The 15010-nt window shown below is 60.7% G+C and carries 14 protein-coding genes and 1 pseudogene; 6 read left to right on the top strand and 9 right to left on the bottom strand.

The features are described 5' to 3' along the window. Positions 1 to 52: 52 nt before the first annotated feature. The 5 genes from L0U82_RS24405 to L0U82_RS24385 are packed head-to-tail and all read right to left on the bottom strand — an operon-like array spanning position 53 to position 4708. Positions 53 to 982 (bottom strand): SphA family protein, encoded by a 930-nt coding sequence (locus tag L0U82_RS24405; RefSeq protein WP_233835258.1) that lies wholly within the window; start codon positions 980 to 982, stop codon positions 53 to 55. Between the two features lie 47 nt (positions 983 to 1029). Beyond that, positions 1030 to 1671: a maleylacetoacetate isomerase gene (gene maiA, locus L0U82_RS24400; RefSeq protein WP_233835257.1), complete on the bottom strand. Its 642-nt coding sequence runs from the start codon at positions 1669 to 1671 to the stop codon at positions 1030 to 1032. Beyond that, positions 1668 to 2369 carry a fumarylacetoacetate hydrolase family protein gene (locus L0U82_RS24395; RefSeq protein ID WP_233835256.1) on the bottom strand — a complete coding sequence of 234 codons (702 nt, stop codon included), beginning with the start codon at positions 2367 to 2369 and terminating at the stop codon, positions 1668 to 1670. The genes maiA and L0U82_RS24395 overlap by 4 nt, the downstream gene beginning before the upstream one ends. A 33-nt stretch (positions 2370 to 2402) precedes the next feature. Continuing rightward, entirely contained in the window at positions 2403 to 3443 is a 1041-nt protein-coding gene (gene gtdA / locus L0U82_RS24390; RefSeq protein WP_233835255.1) for a gentisate 1,2-dioxygenase, read from the bottom strand. A gap of 14 nt (positions 3444 to 3457) precedes the next feature. Further along, a complete protein-coding gene (locus tag L0U82_RS24385; protein WP_233835254.1) occupies positions 3458 to 4708 on the bottom strand; it encodes a flavin-dependent oxidoreductase in 1251 nt (416 codons plus the stop codon). Positions 4709 to 4914: 206 nt separating this feature from the next. On the opposite strand from L0U82_RS24385, the gene L0U82_RS24380 reads away from it, so the two are divergent. Continuing rightward, complete coding sequence (locus tag L0U82_RS24380; protein ID WP_233835253.1) at positions 4915 to 5424, top strand: MarR family winged helix-turn-helix transcriptional regulator; 510 nt, start codon at positions 4915 to 4917, stop codon at positions 5422 to 5424. A 51-nt stretch (positions 5425 to 5475) separates the two neighbouring features. Here L0U82_RS24380 and L0U82_RS24375 read toward each other — a convergent pair whose 3' ends face one another. Together L0U82_RS24375 and L0U82_RS24370 are read right to left on the bottom strand one after the other, a co-directional pair. Beyond that, complete coding sequence (locus tag L0U82_RS24375; RefSeq protein WP_233835252.1) at positions 5476 to 6876, bottom strand: heavy metal sensor histidine kinase; 1401 nt, start codon at positions 6874 to 6876, stop codon at positions 5476 to 5478. After that, complete coding sequence (locus tag L0U82_RS24370; RefSeq protein ID WP_233835251.1) at positions 6873 to 7544, bottom strand: heavy metal response regulator transcription factor; 672 nt, start codon at positions 7542 to 7544, stop codon at positions 6873 to 6875. The genes L0U82_RS24375 and L0U82_RS24370 overlap by 4 nt, the downstream gene beginning before the upstream one ends. 232 nt (positions 7545 to 7776) lie before the next feature. On the opposite strand from L0U82_RS24370, the gene L0U82_RS24365 reads away from it, so the two are divergent. From L0U82_RS24365 to L0U82_RS24355, 3 genes are all read left to right on the top strand, one after another. Further along, the gene (locus L0U82_RS24365; protein ID WP_233835249.1) at positions 7777 to 8409 is read left to right on the top strand and encodes a DUF5666 domain-containing protein; all 633 of its coding nucleotides are present in this window, start codon (positions 7777 to 7779) and stop codon (positions 8407 to 8409) included. Positions 8410 to 8516: 107 nt separating this feature from the next. Further along, entirely contained in the window at positions 8517 to 9185 is a 669-nt protein-coding gene (locus L0U82_RS24360) for a cytochrome b/b6 domain-containing protein (RefSeq protein WP_233835248.1), read from the top strand. A gap of 98 nt (positions 9186 to 9283) precedes the next feature. Further along, a complete protein-coding gene (locus tag L0U82_RS24355; protein ID WP_233837474.1) occupies positions 9284 to 10015 on the top strand; it encodes a molybdopterin-dependent oxidoreductase in 732 nt (243 codons plus the stop codon). Between the two features lie 16 nt (positions 10016 to 10031). On the opposite strand, the gene L0U82_RS24350 is transcribed toward L0U82_RS24355, so the two are convergent. After that, complete coding sequence (locus tag L0U82_RS24350; protein ID WP_233835246.1) at positions 10032 to 11003, bottom strand: AraC family transcriptional regulator; 972 nt, start codon at positions 11001 to 11003, stop codon at positions 10032 to 10034. A gap of 349 nt (positions 11004 to 11352) precedes the next feature. On the opposite strand from L0U82_RS24350, the gene L0U82_RS24345 reads away from it, so the two are divergent. After that, on the top strand, positions 11353 to 12405 hold the full coding sequence (locus tag L0U82_RS24345; RefSeq protein ID WP_233835245.1) for an NAD(P)-dependent alcohol dehydrogenase: 1053 nt from the start codon (positions 11353 to 11355) through the stop codon (positions 12403 to 12405). A gap of 264 nt (positions 12406 to 12669) precedes the next feature. Here the strand turns inward: L0U82_RS24345 and L0U82_RS24340 are convergent. Continuing rightward, a pseudogene (locus L0U82_RS24340) lies at positions 12670 to 13796 on the bottom strand (IS481 family transposase); the annotation flags it as partial. Positions 13797 to 14036: 240 nt separating this feature from the next. On the opposite strand from L0U82_RS24340, the gene L0U82_RS24335 reads away from it, so the two are divergent. Beyond that, positions 14037 to 14993, top strand: a complete 957-nt coding sequence (locus L0U82_RS24335; RefSeq protein ID WP_233835244.1) for a LysR family transcriptional regulator — start codon at positions 14037 to 14039, stop codon at positions 14991 to 14993. Positions 14994 to 15010: the final 17 nt, after the last annotated feature.

Below are 15010 nucleotides of genomic sequence, written 5' to 3'. Positions count from 1 at the left end.
TATTTTTCCATGCTTCAATAAAACGCCGCCCCGGAATGGGGGCGGCGCTATATCAAAGCTTGAACGACAATTGCATCCAGAAGCGGTCACCTTCCGGACGGTTCTGCACCAGCATTTCGTGTTGCCATTTGAACGTTGCACCAAAGGACTTGCTGAACTGGTACTGCACCTGAGGGCCGAGTGCAACGGCGCGCCCATAGAAGCCGTCACCATTGAATGGCGTACCGTTTTCCTGCACGTCGCCGGAAATCTGCTTGTAGTAATAGCCGTTCAGGCCAAGCGACAGCTTGTCCGTCACCTTTCGCATGGCGACGAATTCTGTCACAGTTTCCTGACCGCTGCGGTAGCCGTCGGACAGGTTGCGGCCGTTCCAGATATACGTGAAGTTCATCCCGATTGTCGTTTTGTCGTCGGGATGAATATCGATGCCATAGCTCGGCAGAAAAGCCCAATAATGGTGGCCGACATTGATCGGCTGGCTCGCATCGTAGTTGCCGATCGGCACGTTGACCGTCAGACGGAGAGCCTGATTCACATGCCCGAGCAAGGGTGCACTGAAGCTGTTGCCGATCATCAGCGGCGTGACGAGCGGATCGGAAAGCCCCGTATCGCTGCCGTGAATGGTCGGTGCGCCAAACGGCTGACGATAGGTGTTGATGTTGAAGAACGGCGTCAGCACAGCAAAGCCGACATGGAAACCCGGCGTGTAGTGCTGTGGCAGCACGTACTGCAAGCGAAATGCCTGCACCACCACGTTCGTCGAGAAATCCTTGAATTTCGCGTTGCCGTTCGAATCCGCGAATTTCGACGAGTTATAAAACACCGTAAATGCCTGCAGCTGCGCGCCTTCGTCCAGTGTGCCTGGGTAGATCGTCTGCGCGCCGATCACATACGAGGAATTACCCCCTTCCGTGGCCATGACGGGCAATGCCGCACTCAACAAAACAGCAGCGGCAAGCGCCTTCATGCGAAAGTTCTTCATCTAGTCCCCTGATTTATTTAATACCGCGTTATCTACTACTACTGCACTTAATCCCGATAGTCGGGTTGTTGTTTTGGCGATGCGGCCAGGAAGGCCGGATGTTGCATCGCGTGTTGATAAATCCGCATGCTGCGCGGATACGGCGTCAAGTCGCAGCCCATGCGCTCGGCGTTGGCGATCTGCGGAATCAGGCAGCAGTCCGCGAGCGAGGGCCCGATATCGAGGCACCACACATCGCTACCCGCGGCCTGCAATAGCAGCTCGACGCTTTGCATGCCCTCCGCGATCCAGTGCTGATACCACGCGGATTTCTGCTGATCGGAAACGTGCAATTCCGTTTGCAGATACTTCAGGATGCGCAGGTTATTCACCGGGTGGATATCGCACGAAATCAGGTAGGCAATTTCCAGTGCGCGAGCGCGTGCGTTCGTTTCGTTCGGAATCAGCAGCGGTTCCGGATGCTCCCTGTCCAGCCAGTCGATGATCGCAAGCGACTGGCCGAGATTGAAATCACCGTTGAGCAGCGCGGGAACCGAAGCAGATGGATTGACGTTTGCAACATAGTTCTGGTCGCGGTGCTCACCAGTGCGGATGTTCACCGGCACGAACTCGTAGGGCAGGCCCTTGAGGTTCAAAGCGATCCGAACACGATACGACGCAGAGCTGTTGAAAAAACTGTAGAGCTTCATCCGGTGATCTTCATCGTCAATTCGCCCAGCCTTTCGACGCCAACCTTGACTGTATCTCCGGCAACGACAGGACCGACGCCTTCCGGTGTACCCGTGTAAATCAGATCACCCGGTTCGAGACGGAAGAACTTCGACAGATACGCAACCGTTTCCGCAACCGACCAGATCAGGTGCGTCACATCGCTTTTCTGCTTCGTTGCGCCGTTCACCGTCAGCCACAGACCGCCCTTGTCGAAATGGCCGACTTCACTCGCGCGATGGATCGGGCCGATCGGCGCGGAGCGGTCGAATGCCTTGCCGAGTTCCCACGGGCGGCCGGCCTCGCGCATTTCCATCTGACGATCGCGTCGCGTCATATCGAGTCCTACCGCATAGCCGAATACGTAATCGAGTGCCGTTTCAATCGCGATATCCGAACCTGCCTTACCAATCACCGCGACCAGTTCGGCTTCGTAGTGAAGGTTTTGTGTCTGCGACGGATAGGCGAAATCCAGTGTGTCGCCGTAGGCAATCGGTGTCACCGCGTTATCCGGTTTGCAGAAGAAGAACGGCGGCTCGCGGTCCGGATCGAAGCCCATTTCGCGTGCGTGCGCGGCATAGTTGCGCCCGACACAGTAGACACGGCGCACTGCGATCGAATCGTCGCTATTCGCGACGGGAACAACAACGTGTTGTTCGGGCGGAAAAATGAAAGCCATTATCGGAATTCCTTGTTAAACGAGAGATGATCTTTAAATGCGTTCTTCGCGAAGCAGATTCAGCGCAGTAAGAATCGGGCGATCGGAATAGCTGAAGAGCACGGTGTCGACGGTCGCATCGAGACTCACGGTGGCCCAGGACGGAGCGACGAAAATATCCTTCGCATCGAACTGGAAAACCGTATCGCCGATTTTTGCCACGCCCGAGCCCTCTACAACCGAATAGACGGTCGCATCCGTGCTGCGATACTGACGGCCGCGGAACCCCGCCGGCAGGAACTGCATGAATGTCGCCATCGTCGGCATCGGAGAGCCGCCGGTCGCCGGATTGATGTAGCGCAGCTTCACGCCGTCCCATTCGTCCAGTTCGCCGTTTTTGTAGAGCGTGTCGAGTGCTTCGCGTGTGCGTTCGTACGGGTAGCTGAAAAGCGGCGAGGTCGGATTGCTGATGCGATGTCGTACGGGCAGCATGTTTTGCGCGTAACGCGCGATGCTGTCGCCCGATTCGCGCTGCAGCGGCTGCACCTTGTCGGGATAGTTTTCAGCGAAGCCCTGATCGAGGTGATACACGATCGGTATGTCGAGACCGTCCAGCCAGATGACCGGCTCACCGCCCTCTTCCAGTGCCTTGTTGCCATGGTCATGCCACGTCCACGACGGCGTGATGATGAAATCGCCGGGTTTCATCGGCACACGTTCACCATCGACAGCCGTGTACGCGGTAGATCCCTCCACGATGAAGCGCAAAGCAGATTGCGTATGACGATGGCTGGGCGCGATTTCGCCCGGCATGATCAATTGCAGGCCAGCGTACAGCGCGGGCGTAATGCTCGCCTTGTCGGGCAGGCCGGGATTTTCGAGGAACAGCACGCGACGCACGGCTTCTTCCGCCGTGATCAGACTGCCCGACTGCATGACCAGATCGCGAACTTCCGCGAATTTCCAGATCGCAGCCTGTGCTTGAGGACGCGGCTGCGGCGGCACCAGATGGTGCAGCGATTCCCACAGCGGCGCCATGTTGCTTTGCTTGATCTGGCCGTAGTATTCGGCGCGTTCGGATTTCACGTCAGTCATTTTGTTGCCTCACGTTAGCGGGATTTTTCTGCCAGGCCTTCGAGCGTGTACCCAGCAACAGCTTTGTAGTTGCTCGTGATTTCGCGCAATTCGTCGATGTCGATCACATCCGTGATCGACGCGAACGGCTTGCCGCCCGTGCGTTCGTGCACGACTTGCAGAATCTTGTCGGGTGGCGCCTTGCGGTTCGTCAACACGACATTGCCCGTCGCGGTGACGCGTTCGTGGTCGTACGCTTGCAGTGCTTCTTCGCCGACGCCGAACCTGGCGAATTGCGCCGCGAGATAATCCGCGTCCATGATGGCCTGACCCGCACCGTTCGAACCGCGCGGCACCATCGGGTGTGCGGCGTCGCCCAGCAGCGTTACGCGACCATGCGTCCAGCGCGGCAGCGGATCCTGATCGACCATCGGGAAGACAAGAATGTTTTCGGTGGACTCGATCATCTTCGCAACGTCGATCCAATCGAAATGCCAGTCCTTGAACACCGGGAAAAAGTCGTCGAGACTGCCCTGCCCGTTCCAGTCGCGCTGCGCTGGTTGCGGCGAAATGGTTTCGGCCACCCAGTTCATCAGTTGAGTGCCGTCGGGATTGTTCAGGATCGGGTAGATCACCATCTTGCCGGTATCCGCCGTCAGCGCGCCTGCACGAGCGAAGGTCGCGCCATCGAGGAACGGCGACCAGTTCAGCGCGCCGCGCCACATGTTCACCCCCGTGTAGTGCGGCGCACCTTCGTTGGGATAAAACTGCTTGCGAATCGCCGAATGCAGACCGTCGCACGACACGGCAACGGATGCCTTCACGGTGAACTGCTCGCCCGCCGTGTTGACGAAATCCACGTGCGCTTCATCGCCAACGGTGGCCGCGCCGACGCAGCGACGATCCATCATGACCGCATCATCACCCAGCCGTTCCTTGACGATCTTCAACAGCGCCAGTTGCAACTCGCCGCGGTGAATCGAAAACTGCGGCGTCGCGTAGCCGGCGTTCGTGCCGAGCGCTTCCGTGTAGATGTGCTGGCCGTGCTGATTGAAGAACGCGGCGTTTTGCGTGGAAATCGAAATCTTCGCCAGCGCTTCGTTTGCGCCCAGACGGCCCAGCACGCCGGTTGCGTGCGGCAAGATGTTGATGCCTACGCCGAGCGGCTTGAGTTCGGGTACAGCTTCATAAACGCGGCAATTGATGCCCGCCTCGTGCAGCGCAAGCGCAAGCGTCAGACCGCCATTGCCCGCCCCGATGATTGCAACTTCACATTCCTTGCTCATTCTCTTCCTCAGCCGTATTTCATCAGACGTCTGTCTAATATTAAGCAGACGTCTGCCGAATATTAGAGAACGACACAAGGCAAGTCAATCTGCTGACGAGACAGGGTTTTCCCTGGAGAAAGAATCGGGATTCAGGACGAGTTCAGGCGAGCTTCCGTTAAAATCAATCGACTCGCTCAACGAACCTGAACGCACTCACGAACACAATGACGACAAAAGCCGGACACCCGACAGCGGCCGACAAAGCAAAGCTGGCCCGCCTTTATGCGCGCCCAGGTTTCATGATTCGCCGCGCGCATCAGATCTCAATCGATCTGTTCATCGAAGCGTGTGCCCCTGTCGACGTCACACCGAGCCAATATGGCGTGCTCTATATTGTCGATACGATCGGCCCGGTCAGCCAGATCGGCATATCGCGGCTGATCGGTCTCGACCGCTCGACCACGGCACTCGTCGTGCGTCTGCTGACCGACCGCGGGCTGCTGATGAAAAGGCAGAGCGTGGAGGATGCGCGGAAAGCCGAAATCCTGATTACCGAGCAAGGCCGCGAGACGCTCGCGCAGATACAGAAGCTCGCGAACCGGGAAATGAAGGTACTGCTCGACGTCTTCACCAAAGAAGAGGGAGAGGTATTTCTAAAGCTTCTCGAGAAGTTCGTATCGCATCACAACGAAAGGACGCGCGTCAGCATCTCGCCCACGGCGAGCGTCTGCTGAAGCGCTCAGCAGAGATCGGTCACGCCGGGTTCGTCAGATTGAAGGCGCGATTCACGCGCCCGGAAACCGCAGCTCGAAACGCACGACGCCCGGCAGCGGACACACCACGCGCGCGCTGCCTCCATGCAGATGCATGATCGCCTTCACGATCGCGAGCCCTAGCCCGTTCGATTCGGTGAAGGCGCTGCGCGCCGCGTCGCCGCGATAGAAACGGTCGAACAGACGATCCAGTTGCGCGGGCGGAATCGGCTCGCCCGCGTTTTCGACGATGACGGTCGCGCCGCCTTCGTCCTGCGTGCCGCTCAAACGCACGACCGTATCGCCCGCGCCATAGCGCACCGCGTTGACGACCAGGTTGTTGATTGCGCGGCGGCACAGCATCGGATTCGCCGATGCGACGCCTGCCGCGTCGACTTCGAAGCGCATTCCACGTTCGTCGGCGAGGCCTTCGAAATAGTCGGCGATTCTGGCCAGTTCCGAGCACAGATCGACCGGCTGACGCTCGATCGATAAACCCGCATGATCCGCGTGCGCGAGAAACAGAATGTTCTCGGCGATATGACTGAGGCGGTTCAGTTCCTCGAGATTCGATTCGAGCAGTTGCTGATATTCGTCGATGTCGCGCGTTTGCGCGAGCGCCACCTGGGTCTGGCCGATCAGCGCACCGACCGGCGTGCGAATCTCGTGCGCGAGATCGGCGGAAAACTGCTGCAGGCGCTGGTAGCCGTCGGCGAGACGGTCGAGCATCGCGTTGAACGCATGCGTGAGCTGACGCAGTTCGAGCGGCGCGGCCTCGCTGTCGAGGCGCATCGTGAGATTCGCCGGACTGATCTGCGCGGCCTGCGTCGCGATCTCGCGCACCGGCCGCAACGCGCGGCGCAGTACGTAGTAGGCGAGCAGCGTCGCCGCCAGCATACCGATCAGCGTCGCCAGCACGATGCGGTTGCGGTACTCGGCCAGCATGCGCATTTCCTGGGTCATCGGATGGCCGGCAATCACTTCGACTTCCGTACCATCCTCGCGCGCCGTGGCGGTAGCGATCGCCCAATGCACCGGCACGCCGTCGGGCAGGCTCGTCTGACGGATATCGGCCACACCCGGCACGCTGCCAGCCGGCTTCGCCAGCAACGCGGGCACCGCAACGTGCGCCGGATTCACGTCGACGAACGGTGCTTCGCCGGGACGGCGAAACAGCAGCACGTCCTGTTCCGCGCCGAGCATCGTCTCGAACAGCAGCGGCCGCTTCTTCAATTCGCTAACCGAATAAAGATCGTGCACGAGCCGGCTGAAATGCTCGACGCGGCCGGTCAGCACGACATCGGCGCGGCGCTTTAGCGAGACTTCCGCGGAATGATAGAAGTACGCGCCGAGCGAGCCGATCACCACGCACGCGATCAGCGCGAACAGAATGGTGGTGCGCGCGGTCAGCGAGCGTTCGGTGCAGAGCTTCATGCGCCGTCGCCAAATGTGTAGCCGATGCTGCGCACCGTGTGGATCAGCTTTTTCTCGAACGGATGGTCAATCTTCGCGCGCAGCCGTTTGATCGCCACATCGACGACGTTGGTGTCGCTGTCGAAATTCATATCCCACACTTCCGACGCGATCTGCGAACGCGACAACGCCTCGCCCTCGCGGCGCACCAGCAGATGCAGCAGCATGAATTCCTTGTTGGTCAGCGGAATGTCGACGCCTTCGCGCGTGACGCGACGGCGCAGCACGTCGAGCTTCAGATCGGCCACTTCGAACACGTCGCTCTCGCGAATCACACCGCGGCGCAGCAGCGTGCGAATGCGCAGCACCAGCTCGGTAAACGAAAACGGCTTGACGAGGTAATCATCCGCGCCAAGCTCCAGACCACGGATGCGGTCGCTCACGTGGTCGCGAGCGGTCAGGAAAATCACCGGCAAATCGCGGCGCGTGCGTAGCGCGCGCATGATTTCCCAACCGTCGATGCCCGGCAGCATCACATCGAGCACCACCAGATCGTATTCGTTCTCGAGCGCCATATGCAGACCGTCCGTGCCGGTGCGCGCGAGGTCGACCGCATAGCCGTTTTCGCGTAAGCCTTTTTTCAGGTAATCGCCAGTCTTCGGATCGTCTTCGATGACGAGAATACTCATGATGCTCGCTACTCCTGCCTGCTGTTCGACTTGAGGGGCATGCCGCCGCGGCGGCGCAACAGCGCCGAAATCGACACAAAATCAACGTAAAAGCGCCCCGGCGGCCATTTTACGTGGCTGCCGCATGCCATTGATGACGTTTTTGTCATTCAGATGTCACGTTGTCGAGCCGATACGGAAGCTAGGCTGTCCGCACCTTCCCTACCCTGTTTTCCCTTCCTGGAGCAGCCTCATGAAGACCGTTTCCGCGCGGACGTTGCGCGCACTCGCCGTCCCCGCGCTCGCCGCAGCCCTGTTCGCCACGACGATGTCCGGCGCTTTCGCGCAGGACGCCAAGCCGACCGGCGTACGCGGCACGGTTACGTCGCTCACCGGCGATGTGCTGAAAGTCCACACGCGCGACGGCAAGGACGTCGACGTAAAGCTGGCCGCAGACACGCCGATTCGCGGCGTCGCGCTCGCCAACATCAACGACATCAAGCCGGACAGCTATGTCGGCACCGCCGCGATCCCGCAAGCCGACGGTACGCTGAAGGCACTCGAAGTGCACGTGTTCCCGGCCAGCATGCGCGGCGCCGGTGAAGGCCATCGCGCATGGGATCTGGGCGCGAACAGCACGATGACAAACGGTACGGTCGGTTCGCTGGTCGGCAGCAACGGCCGCACGATCACCGTCAAGTACAAGGAAGGCGAAAAGAAGGTCGTGATTCCTCAGGACGTGCCTATCGTCAGCCTGGAACCGGGCAGCCGCGCGATGCTGGTGCCGGGCACCAAGGTCGTGCTGTTCGCGCATAAGGATGCGGACGGCTCGCTGGCGGCGAACGCCATTTCGGCCGGCGAACATGGCATAACGCCGCCGATGTAAAGCAGCGCGCGCTTCTTTAGCGCCTGATTCGAACGGCCGCGTTCTGCTGAAAGAACGCGGCTCGTTGCACTTTCTACGTTGTCATTTCCGCGCTGTATTTTTCGCCGATGTCGAAGTCCGAGCCGCAAGCCGAGCCGAAAAAATTCGTGGTCGTTCACCCGCTCGTCGTCCGCGTCACGCACTGGATCAACGCGTTCGCGATGGTCTGCATGGTGATGAGCGGCTGGGCGATCTACAACGCGTCGCCGATCTTTCCGTTCCACTTTCCGGTGTGGGCGACCGTCGGCGGCTGGCTGGGCGGCTCAATCGCGTGGCATTTCGCGGCGATGTGGCTGCTGTGCGCGAACGGCTTGCTATACCTCACGTACGGCATCGCGAGCGGGCATCTGCGACGCAAGCTGCTGCCGGTTCGCCCCCGCGACGTGGTACGCGATGCCGTGCTGGCGCTGCGCTTCAGATTGCCGCACGACACCGGCAAGTACAACGCGGTGCAGCGCGCGCTGTATCTGCTCGTGCTGGTGCTCGGCGTGCTGCTCGTCGCGTCCGGCCTGTCGATCTGGAAACCCGTGCAATTCTCGTGGCTGACCGCCGTGTTCGGCGGTTTCGACTTCGCCCGGCGCGTGCATTTTGTCGCGATGGCGGGCGTGGTCGGCTTTGTCGTCGTGCATCTGATGCTGGTGCTGCTGGTGCCGCGCACGTTGCCGCCGATGCTCACCGGCCGCGCGCGCCGTCACTCGCATCCCTTGCCCGAAGCACACGAAAGGACCCGCGCATGAGCGCCGCTACACGTCCGGAAGGCCCTGAAAGCCCTGATGGCCGCTCCGATACCACGGGCAACGCCAACGACACACCGCGTCGCGCCGCGTCGCGCATCATGCTCGCCGAGCATCGGCCGCAACTCGAACGTTTGCAACGGCGTCTGTTTTTGCGCTCGTCGCTATCGGTCGGCGCGCTGGCGATGCTGTCCGGCTGCAACATGCAGGACAACGATTCCGTCGACAAGGTGCTGTGGGCAATGTCGCGCTGGAACGATCGCGTGCAGGCGTGGCTGTTCAATCACAACAAGCTCGCGCCGACCTATTCGGCGCGCGATATCACCAACCCGTTTCCATTCAACGCGTTCTACCAGGAGTTCGATGCGCCGGATATCGACGGCTCGACTTATCGGCTCGAAGTGTCGGGGCTCGTCGCCGACAAGCGCGACTGGAATCTCGATCAGTTGCGCGCGTTGCCGCAGGTCTCGCAGATCACGCGGCATATCTGCATCGAAGGATGGAGCGCGATCGGGCAATGGCGCGGCGTGCCGTTTCGCACGTTTCTCGAACGTATCGGCGCCGATCTGAACGCGCGCTACGTGGGCTTCAAATGCGCGGACCGCTATTACTCGAGCCTCGATATGGAGACCGCGCTGCATCCGCAAACGCAATTGACGCTCGATTTCGGCACCGAACCGCTGCCGGCCAAGTACGGCTATCCGCTGAAGCTGCGCGTGCCGACCAAGCTCGGCTTCAAGAACCCGAAGCATATCGCGGCGATTTTCGTGACTAACACGAATCCGGGCGGCTACTGGGAAGACCAGGGCTACAACTGGTTCAGCGGACTTTGACGATCCGCCGGCCGTTCTATACGGCGGTCACGTAACGCGGCACCGGCTTCTGCACGCGCGGTGGCGGCGGCGCATCGTGCGCCGCGCGCATGCGTTTAACTTCGTCGACGGGAGTGAGTCCAAACAGCCGCTTGAATTCGCGGCTGAATTGCGACGCGCTTTCGTAACCGACCCGCGCCGCGGCCGCGCCCGCGTTCAAACCATCCTGCACCATCAACAATCGCGCGTGATGCAGACGCGTGGTCTTCACGTATTGCATCGGCGACGTCGCCGTGACCGCCTTGAACTGCGCATGAAATACCGCGAGGCTCATGCCCGCTTCGGCGGCCAGCGTATCGACGTCGAGCGTGCCGTGGTACTCCGCGTGAATGCGCCGCAGCGCCTTTGCAATCCGGCCGAAGTGATTCTGATGCGTGAGCGCCGCGCGAATCGCGCCGCCCTGCTCGCCGGTCAGCACGCGATAGCAGATTTCGCGCACGATCGCGGGCGCGAGAATGCGCGCGTCGAGCGGCGATGCGAGCGCATCCATCAGACGCTGCACTGCATTGCTCAACGCCGGATCGAGCGGCGTCGAATAGATGCCGGACGGCTCATGCCGTGGCACACCCTCGGTTTCGTTGAGCGCCATCAGCAGCTCGGCGACCATCGTCAGATCGACCCGCACCGAGATGCCGAGGAACGGTTCCTGCGCGCTCGCCTCGGTCTCGCATTCGAACGGCAGCGGCACCGACAGCACCAGATACTGCTGCGCGTCGTACTGGAACACGTGATCGCCGAGATAGCCGCGCTTGCGTCCCTGACAGACGATCACGATGCTCGGCTCGTACATCACCGGCATGCGCGGCATCGGCTTATTGGCGCGGAACAGGTTGACACCTTCGAGATTCGTGCGCGTCATGCCGGCATTGGGCGCCAGCACGTCGAACAATTCGAGCATGCGCTGCTGCGCGGGATCGTGCGTAACCGGGGCGACGACTTGAGTTGACATGACGGTATGGTGACTGCAAAGAGAATAATGCTTGAAATTTAGCATCAAACAGCCTGCTGCGCTTCCGCCCAGGAGTTTTAGGCAAATCTTCAAGACATTCAGGTATTCCCTGAGACCACCCACGCTCCTATTATGGGAACCCTGCCGGATCGCCTTGTTCGCCACGCGACACAGGTTCGGACGTTCGCCGCCATAAGCCGCGCTTTGTCGCCGCCATGCCGCGAATGGCGTCCACTGCCGCTCGCGCCGCGATTCCGGTTCCCGAGGCAGGCGTTGCATCCGCGGCACACGTTGCGTATCGCAGACGCCTTGCACCTTTGCACCCACATCCTCTTTGCCGGAGCTATCCATGAGCACGACTTATGCCTATGCAGCGACCGACGCGACCGCGCCGCTCGCCCCGTTCGAATTCCAGCGCCGCGCACCGCGCGCCCACGATGTGCAGATGGACGTGCTGTTCTGCGGCGTGTGCCATTCCGATTTGCATCAGGCACGCAATGAATGGAAGAACTCGATCTATCCGGTCGTGCCGGGTCATGAGATCGTGGGCCGCGTCACCGCGATCGGCTCCGACGTGACGAAGTACAAGGTCGGCGATCTCGTCGCGGTCGGCTGCCTGGTCGACTCGTGCCGCACCTGCGCGAGTTGCGAGGAAGGTCTCGAACAGTATTGCGAAAACGGTTGGGTCGGCACATATAACGGCGTTGATCGTGTCGACGGTCAGATCACGTACGGCGGCTACTCGACGCAACTGGTCGTCGACGAAGCATTCACGCTGAGCGTGCCGGCCAATCTCGACCCCGCCGGTGTGGCACCGCTGCTGTGCGCGGGCATCACCACGTATTCACCGCTGCGCACATGGGGCGCGGGTCCGGGCAAGAAAGTCGGCATCGTGGGCCTCGGCGGCCTCGGCCATATGGGCGTCAAACTGGCGCACGCCTTGGGTGCGCATGTGGTGCTGTTCACGACGTCGCCGTCGAAGATCGAGGATGCGAAGCGGCTCGGCGCGGATGAAGTGGTGATTTCGAAGAACCCGGAAGAGATGGAAGCGCATGCGAACAGCTTCGATCTGATCGTGAATACGGTGGCGGCGCAGCACGATCTGAATCCGTTCTTGAATCTGCTGAAGCGGGATGGGACGATGGCGCTGGTCGGTGCACCGGAGCACGATCATCCGTCGCCGCAAGTGTTCAATCTGATCATGAAGCGGCGGCGCCTTGCCGGGTCGTTGATCGGCGGTATCGCCGAGACGCAGGAGATGCTGGATTTTTGCGGTCAGCATGGAATTATTTCTGATATCGAGATGATTCCGATGCAGAAGATCAATGATGCGTATGAACGCATGCTCAAGAGTGATGTGAAGTATCGGTTTGTGGTTGATATGAATTCCTTGCGGAAGTAAATGGTTTTTGGTTTTGCCCGCGCAGCGGATGGTGGTTTTTTTCTGCCTGCGGCGTGGGCTCTTTAGTTAACGGTTTTTTGCCTGCGGCACCTTGGTTTTGTCGTTGTTCTTTTGGTTTTTGGCCTTTCCTTGATTTTTTATTGGTCTATTAGCTCTGCCCCTGTGCGGGGCGGCACCTACTTTCTTTGCGGCTGTGTACAGACTGGAGACATGATTGACACCCGTACGGGGACATCGTTGACACATGATGGTCATGGGTGCGGGCTGGTTCAGGTCAAGTCTGGCGACACGATGATGGGCAAACCAGAACTCGATCACGCCGTCTTCGTCGTTTGTGGGCCGGGCCGCCACGCGTAGTCCTTTGAGTGCAATCGACAGGCGCAGCGCGCGGCCCCTGAAACGCACCAGACCATTCGAATTGACCTGCAGGACCTCGTCCGTGGCGCTGTATTGCGGCTCGGGCAGCGTTGAGGGCACGCTCCGGGGGCTGGGCCGGTAACGGGAGAGCGGCGTGGCCATGGCCAGCGCTTCGTGGGGTCGCTCGTTGTTGTACACGTGACGCCATCGTTCCAGTTGCTGCTGCACGTGGGCGTGCGTGGTAAATGCATGCCTCTGCAACACCTCGGCCTTCAGCGAGCGATGAAACCGCTCGTCCTTGCCATTGGTCTGCGGGTGGTAGGGCCGGCTGTAGCTCACGTGGATACCCAGCCGGATCAGCCACACGGCCAGTTCGGTGAGTTGTCCCGGTGCGCTGGGCGAGCCCCAGGGCGCGCCGTTGTCGGTATTGATACGCGAAGGCAGCCCGTAGCAGCGGAACGCCCGCTCCAGTTCGCCCTGCACGACCTGCGTGGTGGTTCGCGCGCAGGCCGCCAGCACGACGTTAAAGCGCGAGTGATCGTCGAGCACCGTTAGCGCACTGCAACGGCCTGCCTCCAGGGTGGGGAAGTCGCCCTTGAAGTCCATCTGCCACAACGAGTTCGGGTACTCGTGTTCGAAGCGCTGCCAGTGCTGGCGCTGCGCGCGCTCCTGTTCGTCGAGCAGGCCGTGACGGCGCAGGATCTCGGTGATGGTGGCTGGCGCGGGCACCTGCGCGTGACCCAGATCGCGCAGGCGTCGCTGGATCTTGCGCCCGCCCCAGCCGTGCTCGCGGCGCAGCTCGAGCACGAGTGCGACGATCGCATCCGGTGAGCGCGTGGGGCTCTCATGCGGGCGGCGCGAGCGATCGGACGGCCCTCGGGGCCATGCGCCGCGTGGCGTTGCAGCCATTTGTAGCCGGTCTGGCGGCTGATGTTGAAACGCCGGCATAGCTCACTGAAGCTCAGGGTCTGTTCGCTGGCCAGACTAACAAATTCCTCTCGGAGGCTCATGGTGTCTTTTACGTTCCAGGGCATGAATGATTCCGGGCGTTCGATTGCCCGAAAGTGTCAACCATGTCCCCGTACACCTGTCAGCGATGTCTCCAGTCTGTACACAGCCGCAAAGAAAGTAGGTGCCGCCCCGCACAGGGGCAGCGCTAATAGACCAATAACAAATCAAGGAAAGGCCAAAAACCAAAAGAACAACGAAAAAACCAAGGCGCCGCAGGCAAAAAGCTTCGCGGAAAAAAGCCACTTCAATTGGAGCCCCACCCCATGATTGACAGAATAACCGCCATGCGCACATTCATCCGGATCGTGGACACCAACAGCTTCACCCGCGCAGCGGAATCCCTGAACATCCCGCGCGCGACGGCAACCACCATCGTCCAGAACCTGGAAGCGCTGCTAGGAACAGCGCTCCTCGTGCGCACGACACGCCGTCTAAGCGTCACGCCGGAAGGCGCTTCCTATTACGAACGTTGCGCGCAAATCCTCGCCGACATCGACGAAATGGAAGCCAGCATCCGTCATGCCACCGATAACCTGGCCGGCCGTCTGCGTATCGAAATGCCCAGCGCCGTCGCCAGCGCAATCGTGTTGCCCGCACTCGACGACTTCCATGCCCGCTATCCGAATCTCGATCTCGCGATCGGTGTCAGCAATCGCAGCGTCGATCTGATCTCCGAAGCAATCGACTGCAGCATCCAGCTCGGCGAATTGCCGGATTCGAATCTCGTCGCGCGGCACCTCGGCACGCTCGAACACGTGACCTGCGCGAGTCCGGTCTATCTGGCCCGTCATGGCACGCCCACCGATCTCGACGATTTGCGCGCGCACGTCGCGGTCAATTTCATCTCGCCGCATAACGGCCGCGAATGCGACTTCGATTTCGAAGTGGATGGCGAAGCGCTCAGCGTCAAGCTCGACGGCTTCGTTCGGGTCAGCGACGAACAGGCGTATCTGAATTGCGGATTGCAAGGCCTCGGTCTGATTCAGCCCGCGCGAATCGCCGCGCAGCCGTTTCTCGACTCGGGGATGCTGCGCGAAGTCCTGCCGCAATGGAAACCCGTGCCGATGCCGGTGTCGGTCGCGTATGTGAAGAACCGTCGTGTGTCGCCGCGCGTGCGTGCATTCGTCGACTGGCTCGCGGAGCTGTTCGAAAACGCCGGACATGTCGAGCAGGATCTGTCGCACGTGCGTCAATTGCTGCGTGGCCTGCATCCCGCGTAAAGCGGGAGCAGGCGCGC

This window comes from Paraburkholderia sp. ZP32-5 (assembly GCF_021390495.1).
Classification (GTDB): Bacteria; Pseudomonadota; Gammaproteobacteria; order Burkholderiales; family Burkholderiaceae; genus Paraburkholderia.
Note: the sequence above shows the minus strand (reverse complement) of the source record. Positions and strands in the feature narration are given on the sequence as shown.

Excerpts from the sequence above, each read along its gene's own strand:
- L0U82_RS24380 (WP_233835253.1), top strand. The coding sequence starts at position 4,915 with ATGACGACAAAAGCCGGACACCCGACAGCGGCCGACAAAGCAAAGCTG.
- L0U82_RS24395 (WP_233835256.1), bottom strand. The coding sequence starts at position 2,369 with ATGGCTTTCATTTTTCCGCCCGAACAACACGTTGTTGTTCCCGTCGCG.
- L0U82_RS24335 (WP_233835244.1), top strand. The coding sequence starts at position 14,037 with ATGATTGACAGAATAACCGCCATGCGCACATTCATCCGGATCGTGGAC.
- maiA (WP_233835257.1), bottom strand. The coding sequence starts at position 1,671 with ATGAAGCTCTACAGTTTTTTCAACAGCTCTGCGTCGTATCGTGTTCGG.
- L0U82_RS24360 (WP_233835248.1), top strand. The coding sequence starts at position 8,517 with ATGTCGAAGTCCGAGCCGCAAGCCGAGCCGAAAAAATTCGTGGTCGTT.
- L0U82_RS24355 (WP_233837474.1), top strand. The coding sequence starts at position 9,284 with ATGCTCGCCGAGCATCGGCCGCAACTCGAACGTTTGCAACGGCGTCTG.
- L0U82_RS24365 (WP_233835249.1), top strand. The coding sequence starts at position 7,777 with ATGAAGACCGTTTCCGCGCGGACGTTGCGCGCACTCGCCGTCCCCGCG.
- gtdA (WP_233835255.1), bottom strand. The coding sequence starts at position 3,443 with ATGACTGACGTGAAATCCGAACGCGCCGAATACTACGGCCAGATCAAG.
- L0U82_RS24370 (WP_233835251.1), bottom strand. The coding sequence starts at position 7,544 with ATGAGTATTCTCGTCATCGAAGACGATCCGAAGACTGGCGATTACCTG.
- L0U82_RS24345 (WP_233835245.1), top strand. The coding sequence starts at position 11,353 with ATGAGCACGACTTATGCCTATGCAGCGACCGACGCGACCGCGCCGCTC.
- L0U82_RS24405 (WP_233835258.1), bottom strand. The coding sequence starts at position 982 with ATGAAGAACTTTCGCATGAAGGCGCTTGCCGCTGCTGTTTTGTTGAGT.
- L0U82_RS24385 (WP_233835254.1), bottom strand. The coding sequence starts at position 4,708 with ATGAGCAAGGAATGTGAAGTTGCAATCATCGGGGCGGGCAATGGCGGT.
- L0U82_RS24350 (WP_233835246.1), bottom strand. The coding sequence starts at position 11,003 with ATGTCAACTCAAGTCGTCGCCCCGGTTACGCACGATCCCGCGCAGCAG.
- L0U82_RS24375 (WP_233835252.1), bottom strand. The coding sequence starts at position 6,876 with ATGAAGCTCTGCACCGAACGCTCGCTGACCGCGCGCACCACCATTCTG.